Annotated in this window: 13 protein-coding genes; 7 read left to right on the top strand and 6 right to left on the bottom strand. The window is 45.2% G+C overall.

Annotated elements, in window-relative coordinates; translation table 11 throughout:
• Positions 1 to 46 precede the first annotated feature (46 nt).
• Positions 47 to 247 (bottom strand): DUF1107 domain-containing protein, encoded by a 201-nt coding sequence (locus tag R7E51_RS20055; RefSeq protein ID WP_005379612.1) that lies wholly within the window; start codon positions 245 to 247, stop codon positions 47 to 49.
• A 215-nt stretch (positions 248 to 462) separates the two neighbouring features.
• On the opposite strand from R7E51_RS20055, the gene R7E51_RS20060 reads away from it, so the two are divergent.
• From R7E51_RS20060 to R7E51_RS20090, 7 genes are all read left to right on the top strand, one after another.
• A complete protein-coding gene (locus R7E51_RS20060) occupies positions 463 to 1,014 on the top strand; it encodes a YtfJ family protein (RefSeq protein WP_005379610.1) in 552 nt (183 codons plus the stop codon).
• A gap of 227 nt (positions 1,015 to 1,241) precedes the next feature.
• Positions 1,242 to 1,541: a DUF2607 family protein gene (locus R7E51_RS20065; RefSeq protein ID WP_005379608.1), complete on the top strand. Its 300-nt coding sequence runs from the start codon at positions 1,242 to 1,244 to the stop codon at positions 1,539 to 1,541.
• A gap of 134 nt (positions 1,542 to 1,675) precedes the next feature.
• Positions 1,676 to 2,329 carry a zinc uptake protein ZrgA gene (gene zrgA, locus R7E51_RS20070; RefSeq protein ID WP_085569684.1) on the top strand — a complete coding sequence of 218 codons (654 nt, stop codon included), beginning with the start codon at positions 1,676 to 1,678 and terminating at the stop codon, positions 2,327 to 2,329.
• 52 nt (positions 2,330 to 2,381) lie between these two features.
• On the top strand, positions 2,382 to 3,110 hold the full coding sequence (locus R7E51_RS20075; protein WP_005379603.1) for an ABC transporter ATP-binding protein: 729 nt from the start codon (positions 2,382 to 2,384) through the stop codon (positions 3,108 to 3,110).
• Complete coding sequence (locus tag R7E51_RS20080; protein WP_005379602.1) at positions 3,107 to 4,366, top strand: ABC transporter permease; 1,260 nt, start codon at positions 3,107 to 3,109, stop codon at positions 4,364 to 4,366. The genes R7E51_RS20075 and R7E51_RS20080 overlap by 4 nt, the downstream gene beginning before the upstream one ends.
• A 4-nt stretch (positions 4,367 to 4,370) precedes the next feature.
• Positions 4,371 to 4,865, top strand: coding sequence for a DUF3299 domain-containing protein (locus R7E51_RS20085; protein WP_005379600.1), 495 nt, complete (start codon positions 4,371 to 4,373; stop codon positions 4,863 to 4,865).
• Positions 4,866 to 5,187: 322 nt separating this feature from the next.
• Positions 5,188 to 6,093, top strand: a complete 906-nt coding sequence (locus R7E51_RS20090; protein WP_005379599.1) for a TIGR03899 family protein — start codon at positions 5,188 to 5,190, stop codon at positions 6,091 to 6,093.
• An 89-nt stretch (positions 6,094 to 6,182) separates the two neighbouring features.
• Here R7E51_RS20090 and cysC read toward each other — a convergent pair whose 3' ends face one another.
• The 5 genes from cysC to cobA form a co-directional block, all read right to left on the bottom strand.
• The gene (cysC, locus tag R7E51_RS20095) at positions 6,183 to 6,800 is read right to left on the bottom strand and encodes an adenylyl-sulfate kinase (RefSeq protein ID WP_005379598.1); all 618 of its coding nucleotides are present in this window, start codon (positions 6,798 to 6,800) and stop codon (positions 6,183 to 6,185) included.
• A gap of 24 nt (positions 6,801 to 6,824) precedes the next feature.
• Complete coding sequence (locus tag R7E51_RS20100; protein WP_047101907.1) at positions 6,825 to 8,549, bottom strand: SLC13 family permease; 1,725 nt, start codon at positions 8,547 to 8,549, stop codon at positions 6,825 to 6,827.
• Between the two features lie 251 nt (positions 8,550 to 8,800).
• On the bottom strand, positions 8,801 to 10,231 hold the full coding sequence (gene cysN, locus R7E51_RS20105) for a sulfate adenylyltransferase subunit CysN (protein WP_047101905.1): 1,431 nt from the start codon (positions 10,229 to 10,231) through the stop codon (positions 8,801 to 8,803).
• 18 nt (positions 10,232 to 10,249) lie between these two features.
• Complete coding sequence (gene cysD, locus R7E51_RS20110) at positions 10,250 to 11,158, bottom strand: sulfate adenylyltransferase subunit CysD (protein ID WP_005379592.1); 909 nt, start codon at positions 11,156 to 11,158, stop codon at positions 10,250 to 10,252.
• A gap of 59 nt (positions 11,159 to 11,217) precedes the next feature.
• The gene (gene cobA, locus R7E51_RS20115; RefSeq protein WP_005379589.1) at positions 11,218 to 12,093 is read right to left on the bottom strand and encodes a uroporphyrinogen-III C-methyltransferase; all 876 of its coding nucleotides are present in this window, start codon (positions 12,091 to 12,093) and stop codon (positions 11,218 to 11,220) included.
• Positions 12,094 to 12,330: the final 237 nt, after the last annotated feature.

Raw genomic sequence — 12,330 nt, forward strand, 5'->3', positions numbered from 1 at the left:
ACCGATATGGTCGCTCTTTTCTAAATCTAAGTGGGTACCAAGCTAACTAAGCCGATAATGATGCTATCACTTGGTTGACTTCTTTAAAGATGGTGAGCCTTTTATGATCGTTGACGTCAGGTAGTAACACTTTGCCATTGTCGAACTGAAAACAGCCAACCCCAACAATAAAAAATTGACCTTTGAACAACGTTTTAACAAAACGGGCCACTTGTAATGGTCGATATACAGCAAACTCACGTAGCATAACTCACCTCAATTCCTTTGAGAAAACACGGATTGCTTATTTTTCCTCTGCAATCTTAATGCGCAATTTGCGACGGAACTCATTTTAGCAAATTCTAAATATAACGCAAGATTACACCACTCCATACGTTAAATAAATGTTATCAACGGTCCTACAAATTTCTAGGATCTGGATATATACTGGAAGCTTCCAAACCTCGTACGGAATATAACAATATGAAAACTAAGACTCTCCTACCTCTATTACTGGCCTTAACGCCAAGCTTGACCTTTGCACACAACTTGTCAGTGGGAAAAAGCGTTCCTCCTGTCAATGTTGCCGCTTACGGCGAGATTGTTTTACAAGGCGAAGGCGTTGCATACCAACCCTGGGCAACTCAACATATGCAAGGCAAAGTTCGTGTCATTCAAGCCATTGCAGGCCGTAGCAGTTCAAAAGAGATGAATGCCCCTTTAATGTCAGCAATAACAGCGGCAAATTTTCCACAAGAAAGCTACCAGACGACGACTATCATCAACCAAGATGATGCAATTTGGGGGACAGGCTCTTTCGTGAAGTCTTCAGCTCAAGACAGTAAAAAAGAGTTTCCTTGGTCATCCATGGTTCTTGATGAAAATGGCGTAGTTGCTAATACTTGGGACCTGAAAGAAGAAAGTTCGGCCATTATTGTTCAAGACAAAACGGGCAAAATTCTGTTCGTCAAAGAGGGCGCACTTGAGCAAGATGAGATAACAAAAGTCATTGAGCTTATTAAACAGAACATCTAGCTTCATTGAATGGCTCCTTGCTCTTGTTGTAAGGAGCTATATGAATTTGATTAGAAGCATGGGCAGTGATAACTCTGCTCTTTATAAGTGCGACACTTCCATCAGAGAGTATTACCAATATTTTTCGGCACGTATGTGTGGAGTTAAATTTTTCTGCTAGCCAACAAAAGAGTGAACTTTTATTCATTATGGGTGTTATATTATAACAGTCGGTAAGAGGAGCTCAGATGTACCACCACCAGCAAAAAACACTAAGATATTGGTATCGCACTGCTTTATTTTTCAGTGTTGCGTTGCTGATCGCTTGGAACTTTGCGGTTGTACTTCATCAAGTCGATCTGACGCCCGACCATCATACCCATCATCATTGCCAATTATTTTCTGGTGTTCAGCACGGTATAGCAAAGGTACAACCTACCCTCTCTACACCGACTTTTACGCGCGCCCAGCATCATCATGTTTTTTTGCATCTCGTGTACGGCGAAGAAGTTCTTGGCGCTGCTCGTGCCCCTCCTTATTTTGCTTAATTTCCAAACTATTCCACACTCAAAATTATTGAGTTCATTTCCGCACCTAGTGTGTCAGGGAACAATAACTTAGTGAAACTCGAATCTGAGCAATACCGCCTTTGGTTAATGCCAGTAAAATTAGGAAAAATACAATGTCATCAAAACACGTTTTAGCCCTTGCTATTGGCCTCACTTTATCGACAGCAGCGAATGCAAACGAATACCGCCAGCATGGTGCTCATGTGCATGGTCACGTCGAGTTTAATATCGCCCAAGATGGCAAAGATCTGTTAGTAGAGATCACAGCTCCTGGAGCTGATGTTGTGGGTTTCGAACATGCTCCAGAAAACGCACAACAAGAGCAAGCGCTTAAACAAGCCGTCGCTACACTCGAAGACAGCAACGCATTGTTCGCTATTAACTCACAAGCTGATTGTAATATTGAAGAAGCTTACGTGAGCCACAACCTAAGCGAAACTCATGAGGAACATGATCATAGTGAGCACGACCATGATGACCATGCACATCACGATCATGAAGGACACGAACACCATGATCATAATGAACATCATGATAAACATGACCACCATGACGATCATGATGAGGCGCACGATCATGGCGGTCACGGTGAATTTTCGGTGCAATATCGCTTCAATTGCGAACAAGTTAATCAGCTTAGCCAAATCCAAACCGATTGGTTTAACCAATTCCCAACTACAGAGTCCATCAGCGTCAATATATTCACTGATACCATGCAATCAGCAATTAAATTAAGCAAAGATAACACCCAAATCGTAATCAAATAACACGAGTGGCGTGTAAGTACCCACTTACACGCCACAGCTTTGGTGATTTAATATGACTGAAACCACACCAAATGTTGTCGAGCTAGAGGATGCCCAATTTTTCTGGCCCGGTTCAACCAACCCAACCATCCACATCCCCAAATTACACATTACACAAGGCGAGCATGTGTTTATCAAAGGTCCAAGTGGCTGCGGTAAATCGACCTTGCTCGCTTTGTTGACGGGGATTAACACATTAACTTCAGGCTCTCTATCTGTACTCGATACTGACCTTGCTAGTTTAAGTGCCAGTCAGAGAGACCGCTTTCGCGCCAATCATATTGGCTACATCTTTCAACAGTTCAATTTATTGCCGTACCTTAACGTACTTGAAAACGTATTATTGCCATGTCAGTTCAGTAAAATACGACGTGACCGTGCCCATTTAGGTGCCTCATCTCAAACGTTAAATGAACAGGCTCAGGCCCTACTAGAACGACTGCACTTGCCAAACGAGCTTCATACACGCCCTGTCTCTGAATTGAGTATTGGTCAACAACAACGTGTGGCTGCGGCTCGAGCTCTGATAGGACATCCAGAGTTAGTGATCGCTGACGAACCAACCTCAGCTTTAGACTATGACAATCGTAAAGCATTTATTGAGCTCCTTATGGAGCAAGCGAATCAAGCCAATGCCACACTGGTATTCGTTAGCCACGACCCAACACTCGAACCCTTATTCGATCGCACGCTCAATCTACCCGACATTAATCAAGTATCTAGCCTAGGAGCCATATCATGAGTGCTGTTGTAAAGCTCGCCTGGAAAAGCTTGATGAACCGCAAAGCAACGGCAATTCTAACCATCATGACCGTTGCGATTTCAGTGGTACTCCTCTTGGGCGTCGAGCGTATCCGAACTCAAGCCAAGGATAGCTTCGCCAATACAATTTCAGGCACTGACCTCATTATTGGTGGACGTTCTGGGCAAGTGAACCTATTGCTCTATTCTGTGTTTCGTATTGGTAATGCGACCAACAACATCGATTGGAAAAGCTACCAAGAGTTTGCCAATCATCGTTCAGTCGATTGGGCTATTCCAATCTCGCTTGGCGACTCGCATAAAGGCTTCCGAGTTATGGGAACCAATCACAGTTACTTTGAGCATTACAAGTTTGGAAGTAAGCAACCACTAACATTTAGCAAGGGTAGAGAATTCAATGGTTTATTTGAAACCGTGCTAGGTTCTGATGTCGCTAAACAACTTGGTTATGATATCGGTAGCGAAATCATCATTGCCCACGGCATTAGCGACGTTGGCTTTAGCCGTCATGACAATCTGCCATTTAAAGTTGTCGGTATCCTTGCTCCTACAGGAACACCAGTCGACAAAACTGTCCATGTATCATTGGAAGCCATCGAAGCCATTCACGTTGGGTGGGAAAGTGGTGCGCGTTTGGGCCCGACACCCAAGGCACAAGATCTCAAAAACAGAGACTTTCAGCCCAAACAAATTACCGCTATGCTCGTTGGTTTGAAATCTCGTATTCAAACTTTCGCCCTGCAAAGACAAATTAACACCTACCCCAAAGAGCCGCTTAGCGCCATTATGCCCGGCGTTGCGTTGCATGAGTTATGGGGAATGATGTCGGTTGCAGAGCAAGCCCTAATGGCAGTATCTGGTTTTGTCGTGATTGCAGGGTTGTTAGGTATGTTAAGCAGTCTATTAACTAGCCTACAGGAACGCCGCCGTGAAATGGCGATTTTACGTGCCATGGGAGCAAGGCCTCGTCATGTTTTCTCACTCTTAATTAGTGAAGCTAGCTTGCTTACTGCTGCTGGTATTATTACTGGCGTTACTGGGCTGTATGCCATTCTTGCTATCGCGCAGCCGATCATCCAACAGCACTATGGAATACATCTCACCTTAAGCATCTTATCTACTTATGAGTGGATGCTATTAGGTTTCGTACAATGCGCTGGTATTGTGATTGGTTTCATTCCCGCACTCCGCGCCTACCGACAGTCACTGAGTGACGGAATGACAATAAGGATTTAATAAAATGTGGAAAAAAATACTCGCAAGTTGCTTGCTGGTCGTCGCATTCACAGCGCCTGTTATGGCCAGCGAAGAACCATTGAAGCTTGACTGGATTGACCTTGTTCCAGAAAAAGAGCGTAAATTGTTCGACAGTATAGGCATGCCCGCATCTGATCACAGTGGTGGCGCAGCGCAGCAGTCCAAGATTGGTAATGTTCGACCAGAACTGAACGGAAGCCAAGTTAAAATTCCAGGGTTTGTTATCCCACTTGAAGGTGATGCCGATACCGTCACCGAATTTTTATTGGTGCCATATTTTGGAGCTTGTATTCACGTGCCACCACCGCCTCCAAACCAGATCATTTACGTGAAGTTTCCGAAAGGCGCGCCTGTTCAAGAGTTGTGGGATGTCATATATGTGGTTGGAACGTTGAAAACCGAGACGATAAACCACGAACTGGCAGAAACGGCTTACGTTATTGAGGGATCAGAAATAGAAGCCTACGACGATATGTAATTTAAGTCGTCGATAAGCCTCGCTACACCTAAGGCGTCACACTGGCGCCTTTTTTAGCTTTGTGCTACACGATATAACGAGATAAATACGCTAATACGCCCACATAAATAACCAAAAGAAACGCTATCGACAGGTGCTTTTTGAGTTTACCTGCTTCTGAGAACTTCATAGCCCCTCCAAAATAACGATAACAATTTTAACAACTCATTATCATTTTGAATAGCCCTATTCGTTCAAAAACTGAGAACTCCTGTCTGGTCGCTTGGTCAGATAAGGTGTAAATTTAAACGTGCGAACCGCGCAGTTCTTGGTAGGAAAACGAATGGCAGACCCGACAAAGCAACCTGTTGTCATCGAACATCAGTCAGACACAAAAAAAAATACGCAACAAGAAAAGAAACAAGGCTACATAAAAGACAGTGCTAGTAAGGTAAAAACCATAGCCCAAATACACGGTCTTGACGCCTTACTGCAAACCGAACCGCCAGCCAAATCTGCGTTTGAAAGAGCCCAATTGCGAGAGCAAAGACGCCAAGAACAGCGACAAAAAAACTTAGAACAGATTTTAAAATTAGCGCACAGTTCATGCCGAGATGAGACAGCGGGAGAGCCAGACCAAGATTGGTTGCATCGATTTTTTGAGATGGCTCAAGACATCCATAACAGCGCGATGCAAAAGCTATGGGCTCAAGTGATGAAGCGTGAAGTGACAAATCCGGGCTCAACGTCCATGAAAGCGTTGAAAACCCTCAAAGATATGTCACCAAAGGAAGCACAAACTCTGCAAAGAGCCGCCTCTTTAGCGTGCAGTTTTGGAGGGGATCACAGCAGAAAACTGCTGATTGGTTACAAAGCGCAAGGAGGCATATTTAGCTTCGGCAAGCGAGACGTCGCCAACAGCCTAAATATGGGAAGTTTTCAACTGCCGTATTCAAGCTTGTTGCTCTTAATTGAATTAGGGCTGCTGCACAGTGCCGAACTTGAATCTGGCGAAATTAGTATCGAGACACCGTTGGTCCTCACCTACCAAGGTAAAAACTTGTCACTGAACGTAAACAGTAAAGGTGTCCGCCTTTTATATTACCGCTTCACACCGACAGGTAATGAGCTCTGTACCTTACTCGGAAACAAACCACATGCCGAATACTACGATCAAATGCTTGCACTGTTAAATCATAGGTTTAGTGTCCATAGTGAAGCTAAAAGTACGGTTCATCATACCGTCTAGCCAGCTTGAGAAGCATTTGATCACCTATGATCCAAATACTTCTCAAGCTGCTCAAAGAGCTTTAGGTCACCTATGATCTAAATGCTTTTTTATCGGATCACACCGCGTTGTTTAAGATCGATTAAGCACAAATCCACCAGCTCATCGACACTCTTTTCTCCCGCGGGCAAATCGATTTCAGGGTTCTCTGGCGCTTGATATTCCGAATCAATACCAGTGAAATTAGGAATCTCTCCCGCACGGGCTTTACGGTATAAACCCTTAGGATCTCGACCTTCGCAAACCTCTAGAGATGCATTGACATACACTTCGATAAACTCGCCTTCTGGCAATAAATCGCGTACTAACTTCCGCTCTGCACGATGCGGTGAAATAAACGCCGACAGAACAATTAAACCCGCATCTGCCATCAACTTCGCCAGTTCACCAATACGACGAATGTTCTCGCGACGGTCCTGTTCAGAAAAACCTAAATCGCTACACAAACCATGTCGTACATTGTCACCATCCAATAAATAGGTGTGGTAACCCAGTGCTGCAAGGCGATTTTCCAACGCCCCTGCTACGGTTGATTTACCCGCTCCAGATAAACCAGTGAACCACAATACGGCAGGTTTTTGCTTCTTTAATTCAGCACGAAACTGTTTATCAACCGAATGCTGGTGCCAAACAATGTTTTCATCTTTTACCGTCGTTTCGGCAGTCATAACGTATCCTTGTAAATATCGGAATTAAAACGGGAAAAAGACCGGGATCAAAGTAAGTACTAATACAGAGTACACAATCGAAATTGGCACTCCAATTCTCACGTAGTCGGTCAATTTGTAATTTCCTACGCTGTACACCAGCAGGTTAGTTTGGTAACCGTAGGGAGAGATAAAGCTCGCACTCGCGCCGAACAAAACCGCCATGATGAATGGCATCGGATCCACGCCATAACCCACCGCCATGCTATAGCCGATAGGAAAAGAAAGCGCAGCCGCGGCATTGTTTGTCACCAATTCAGTGAGTACCAATGTCATGATATAAGTCGCCACCAAGGCACCAAATACTCCCCAGCCATTAAACGCTTCAATAAACATCACTCCCATTCTTTCTGACAATCCAGAAGAGATCATCAGTTGAGCAATAGACAAAGCGGAACCGACAATCACGACGATATCGATCGGAAAACGGCGGCGCAGTTCTGAAATCTGCACAATACCAAACGCAATAAGCGCGATAAGGTACGCAGCTAGACCTTTAATAATCGGTACTAACTCTAATAGAGCGCATCCAATTACGGCTGCAAAGCCCAGTAATACAATGGAAGACTTATTCGTATCAAGCCGAGCGCTAGAGTCCAAGTCATGCACTAAAACAAACTCTTTACGATGAGCTCGGCGTTCAGACTCAAAACGCTTTCCTGGAACCAGAACTAACGTGTCCCCAGGCGCTAAGGTAATACTACCCAAGCCACCTTCTAGGCGTTCGTGGCCTCGGCGAATCGCCACAACAACGGCATCGAATCGGTCGCGGAATCGGCTCTCTTTGAGGGTTTTGTAGCAAAATGTCGCCGACGAGCTCACCACAACTTCGATAAAGTTTTGCCCATTTAAGTGCTGCTGACCAAACAACTTGAGGCCCGGAATTTCTTGCAGGGTCGCGACGCTCTCAACATCGCCACAAAATAACAGGCGGTCTTTTGCATTGAGCACAAAATCCGGTCCCACAGAAGAAACAGTAACACCATCGCGCACCACTTCTGCAAGAAACAGTTTGCGCAGCGCACGTAAATTATTCTCGCTGATCGTACGCCCAACTAGCGGTGAGCCTGGCTCAACGCGAGACTCAAGAAAGTAAGGTAAATCTTCTTGACTTTGATCATCATAATTCGGTAGCAAGTAGCTCAGTGGGATAAGAATCAGCATCCCTCCCACCAGCACAGCCAAACCTATCATCGTAGGTGTAAAAAAGCTCAGGCTCGGTAAGCCTGCGTCTTCGACAAAGCTGTTGATGATTAAGTTAGTCGACGTACCAATCAAAGTTAACGTGCCACCAAAAATGGCGGCATAAGACAAGGGAATAAGTAATTTCGAAGGTGCATGCTGCTGATTACGCTTAATCGCCCCAATCAATGAGACAACCACAGCGGTATTATTCGTAAATGAAGAAAGCAAGGCGGTCGACACACCGAGCTTAGCAATCACGCTGCCTAACTGACCCTCAGAGATACTTCGGCTCACCCAACTGATCAGCAGTGTTTTTTCTAGAGCACAGGATGCAAGAATCAATAGAACCAGGGTTAACAATGAAGAGTTGGTAAAATTGGATGCGATAGTGGCTGAATCCATCATCCCAGCCATGAATGCAATAAAAGCGGCACCCGCAAAGACGTAACTAGGCTTAATTTTCGTGACAAGCAAGCAAGTGATAATGCCAAGCAAAATCGCTAACACAAACCCTTGTTCCCACATAGCCTTTCCTTACCAAATAGCCCCAAAGGGCACAACAACGACTCATTTATCCATGAAACACCGACAAACGAGTAAACAGACAAAAATCAGCGCAAGCGAAAAGAACATCAGAATGCTCGGTTTTCTTGGGCTCCACCGAAGCATTCTGGTATTAGGAGAATACCTAACGACATTTCGCAATTCAGTTAGGTAGCGACGCCCCAAGTACAACAGCAGACAGAGCCTGAAATTATCGTACTTGGGTAAGCCAGTTACTTTTTCAGAAACTGGCTGACGTCTTTTGCTTCCCAGTGTGGGAAGTGTTTACGGACAAGCGCATTAAGCTCAACTTCAAACGCAGAGATGCCCGTCAAATCGCGCTCAACCACGGCGAGGCTCTCTTTAACCATGCCAGCACCAACCGTCACGTTTGTCAGACGATCGATAATGATAAAGCCACCGGTATCTGCACAGTCTTGATAATTGTCCAGCGCGACTGACTCATTAAGAGACCATTCACACAAACCAATACCATTCAATGGCAGCTCTGCCGAGCTATGAGTCGAGAGATTATTAATGTCATATTGATGACGAATCGCTTCAACATGACCTACGGTTTTCTTACCTGCGATTTTGATGTCATAGTCACGACCCGGTTGCAGGGGGTGCTCTGTCATCCATACCACATCGGCAAGCAAATGGTTTGTGGTTTCCACTTGAGCATTATCTAGAACAATCAAATCGCCACGGCTAATATCGATCTCATCGCTTAGCGTCAGAGTGACAGCTAATCCGGCACGAGCTTCTTCGATATCACCATCAAAGGTCACAATACGAGCCACAGTTGACGTTTTACCCGATGGCAATGCTTTAATGGCATCACCGACTTTGATCGAACCAGAAGAAATGGTCCCCGCAAAACCACGGAAATCGAGGTTAGGACGATTAACGTATTGCACAGGGAAGCGGAATTCACCCGCGCCTTTTTCTTGATCCACATCGACCGTTTCAAGAAGCTCAAGCAATGATGGGCCTTTAAACCAAGTCAGGTTTTGGCCTTTATCCACCACATTGTCCCCTTCAAGCGCTGAGATCGGGATGATTTGAATATCAATATCCCCTGTCAGATTCTCAGAGAACTTCAGATACTCATCGCGGATCTCTTCAAAGCGCTCTTGGGAGTAATCCACTAAGTCCATCTTGTTGATCGCGACAACAAAGTGCTTCAAGCCCAACAGGTTGGAAATGAAAGAGTGACGACGAGTTTGATCGAGAATGCCCTTACGTGCATCAACCAGAATCACAGCTAAGTCACATGTCGATGCACCTGTAGCCATGTTACGTGTGTACTGCTCGTGTCCAGGAGTATCTGCAATGATGAATTTACGTTTCTGCGTCGAGAAATAGCGGTAAGCTACATCAATCGTGATCCCCTGCTCGCGCTCAGCTTGTAAGCCATCGACCAACAACGCAAGGTCAGGCTTTTCACCCGTGGTGCCCACACGTTGGCTGTCTGAGTGCACTGCCGCTAGCTGATCTTCATAAATTTGTTTTGAGTCATGGAGTAAGCGACCGATTAATGTACTTTTACCGTCGTCCACCGAGCCACAAGTCAAGAATCTAAGTAACGACTTGTACTGGTGTTGTGTTAAATAGCCTTCGATACCAAGCTCGGCTAATTGAGCTTCAACTGCACTGTTCATTATCTTTCCTTAGATCCTTTAGAAGTAACCTTGACGTTTCTTAAGCTCCATCGATCCTGACTGATCGTGGTCGATCGCTCGGCCTTGGCGCTCACTCGACGTTGCCACCAGCATCTCTTCGATAATGCCAGTTAAAGTGTTTGCTTCAGACTCGATGGCCCCAGTCAATGGATAACAACCAAGGGTACGGAAGCGCACACTCTTCTCTTCAATCACTTCACCCGGTTGAAGCTCCATACGATCATCATCAACCATGATCAGCATGCCATCGCGTTCAACAACTGGGCGTTTGTCCGCGAGGTAAAGCGGCACGATCTCGATGTTTTCTAAATAGATGTATTGCCAGATATCAAGCTCAGTCCAGTTAGACAGCGGGAATACACGAATGCTCTCACCCTTATTAACCTGACCGTTGTACGTCTTCCATAGCTCAGGACGTTGGTTTTTAGGGTCCCATGTATGGTTCTTATCGCGGAATGAATACACGCGCTCTTTCGCCCGTGATTTCTCTTCGTCGCGGCGCGCGCCACCAAAGGCCGCATCAAAACCGTACTTGTTCAGCGCTTGTTTTAAGCCTTGAGTCTTCATGATGTCAGTGTGCTTAGAAGAACCATGAACAAACGGACTACAGCCCATGGCTAGACCTTCTGGATTCTTATGTACCAAAAGCTCAAAACCGTATTTGGCCGCGGTGCGATCACGAAATTCAATCATCTCGCGGAACTTCCAATCGGTGTCGACATGCAGCAATGGAAATGGAATCTTACCTGGGTAAAAAGCTTTACGCGCTAGGTGCAGCATCACTGATGAGTCTTTACCAATCGAATACATCATGACTGGGTTATCAAACTCAGCCGCAACTTCACGGATGATGTGGATACTCTCCGCTTCGAGTTGTTTAAGGTGAGTTAAACGTTGTTGGTCCATGTTTTGTATTTCCTTTTTAAGCTTGAAGGCGCATTACGTCTCTAATCTTTGGTCTGAAATTATATGGAGTTGGCAATAGCACTTTTGTTGAATTCAGTACTAGACAAAAACCAGTCTAACTTTTGAGACAGTCGCACTACCTCTCCGACAACAATCAAAGATGGCGATTGTGCTTCCTTCGATAAATCAGAGAGTTGGGAGAGTTCTCCCGTAAATACTTTTTGTTGAATCTGCGTGCCACGCTCAATAATGGCAATCGGAGTCGACGCTGAACGACCATGCTTAATGAGTTGATTCTGAATATAGTGTGATTTCATCAGCCCCATGTAGATCACTAAAGTCTGATTCCCACGCGCCAACGTGGACCAATCCATCTCATCACTTTCTTCTTTCAAGTGGCCAGTCACAAAGATGGCCGATTGCGCATAATCACGATGAGTCAGTGGAATACCAGCATAAGCGGTTGCGCCAGCTGCTGCGGTAATGCCAGGGACAACTTGAAAACGAATGCCGGCATCAGCAAGCACTTCTAACTCTTCACCACCACGACCGAATACAAACGGATCACCACCTTTAATGCGCACTACTTTGTAGCCCTGCTTGGCAAAATCCACCAAAAGCTGATTCGTCTTCTCCTGCGGCACACTGTGATGCCCAGCTCTCTTCCCAACGCACACCAAAATCGTATCGCTTGGAATCAATGCCATGATTTCTTCAGACACCAAATAGTCGTACAAAACCACGTCAGCTTGCTGCAAGCAGTTCAGTGCTTTCACCGTCAGAAGTTCAGGATCGCCAGGTCCTGCACCTACTAAGGCGACTTCACCAGGCTGTAGCGATTGCTTTGCAAAACGAGTAACACCAGCTATTGGGTTGTCAGAAACTAACCGGGGCTTTGGTTTAGGAAAAGAAGTGACTGAATCGTTCGTTGCCATGTGCTTGCTCATCGTCCATTGATATCGTTATGCAAGCATTATGGCGGGGCGTTTATATTACCTGAAATTCTAAAATTTCATTTTTTATTCAAAAATCTGCTAAGAAGTTTTTGTTTGGTCTCATTCAAAAGCGTGAAAAAGTCGGCGGTTAATATGAATAAGGTTCAGTAAACTGATTAATGTTCACAGTTTTCTGTATCTTTATCATCGAGTTGCATCTGTGTTTGATACATTACG

It is taken from the genome of Vibrio sp. Vb1166 (assembly GCF_033338695.1).
GTDB classification, from domain to species: Bacteria; Pseudomonadota; Gammaproteobacteria; order Enterobacterales; family Vibrionaceae; genus Vibrio; species Vibrio alginolyticus.

What these genes read in the sequence shown, in the direction of transcription:
- R7E51_RS20100 (WP_047101907.1), bottom strand. Translation starts at nt 8,549, where the DNA reads ATGTGGGAACAAGGGTTTGTGTTAGCGATTTTGCTTGGCATTATCACT.
- cysN (WP_047101905.1), bottom strand. Translation starts at nt 10,231, where the DNA reads ATGAACAGTGCAGTTGAAGCTCAATTAGCCGAGCTTGGTATCGAAGGC.
- R7E51_RS20080 (WP_005379602.1), top strand. Translation starts at nt 3,107, where the DNA reads ATGAGTGCTGTTGTAAAGCTCGCCTGGAAAAGCTTGATGAACCGCAAA.
- zrgA (WP_085569684.1), top strand. Translation starts at nt 1,676, where the DNA reads ATGTCATCAAAACACGTTTTAGCCCTTGCTATTGGCCTCACTTTATCG.
- R7E51_RS20065 (WP_005379608.1), top strand. Translation starts at nt 1,242, where the DNA reads ATGTACCACCACCAGCAAAAAACACTAAGATATTGGTATCGCACTGCT.
- R7E51_RS20060 (WP_005379610.1), top strand. Translation starts at nt 463, where the DNA reads ATGAAAACTAAGACTCTCCTACCTCTATTACTGGCCTTAACGCCAAGC.
- R7E51_RS20085 (WP_005379600.1), top strand. Translation starts at nt 4,371, where the DNA reads ATGTGGAAAAAAATACTCGCAAGTTGCTTGCTGGTCGTCGCATTCACA.
- cobA (WP_005379589.1), bottom strand. Translation starts at nt 12,093, where the DNA reads ATGGCAACGAACGATTCAGTCACTTCTTTTCCTAAACCAAAGCCCCGG.
- R7E51_RS20075 (WP_005379603.1), top strand. Translation starts at nt 2,382, where the DNA reads ATGACTGAAACCACACCAAATGTTGTCGAGCTAGAGGATGCCCAATTT.
- cysD (WP_005379592.1), bottom strand. Translation starts at nt 11,158, where the DNA reads ATGGACCAACAACGTTTAACTCACCTTAAACAACTCGAAGCGGAGAGT.
- R7E51_RS20090 (WP_005379599.1), top strand. Translation starts at nt 5,188, where the DNA reads ATGGCAGACCCGACAAAGCAACCTGTTGTCATCGAACATCAGTCAGAC.
- cysC (WP_005379598.1), bottom strand. Translation starts at nt 6,800, where the DNA reads ATGACTGCCGAAACGACGGTAAAAGATGAAAACATTGTTTGGCACCAG.
- R7E51_RS20055 (WP_005379612.1), bottom strand. Translation starts at nt 247, where the DNA reads ATGCTACGTGAGTTTGCTGTATATCGACCATTACAAGTGGCCCGTTTT.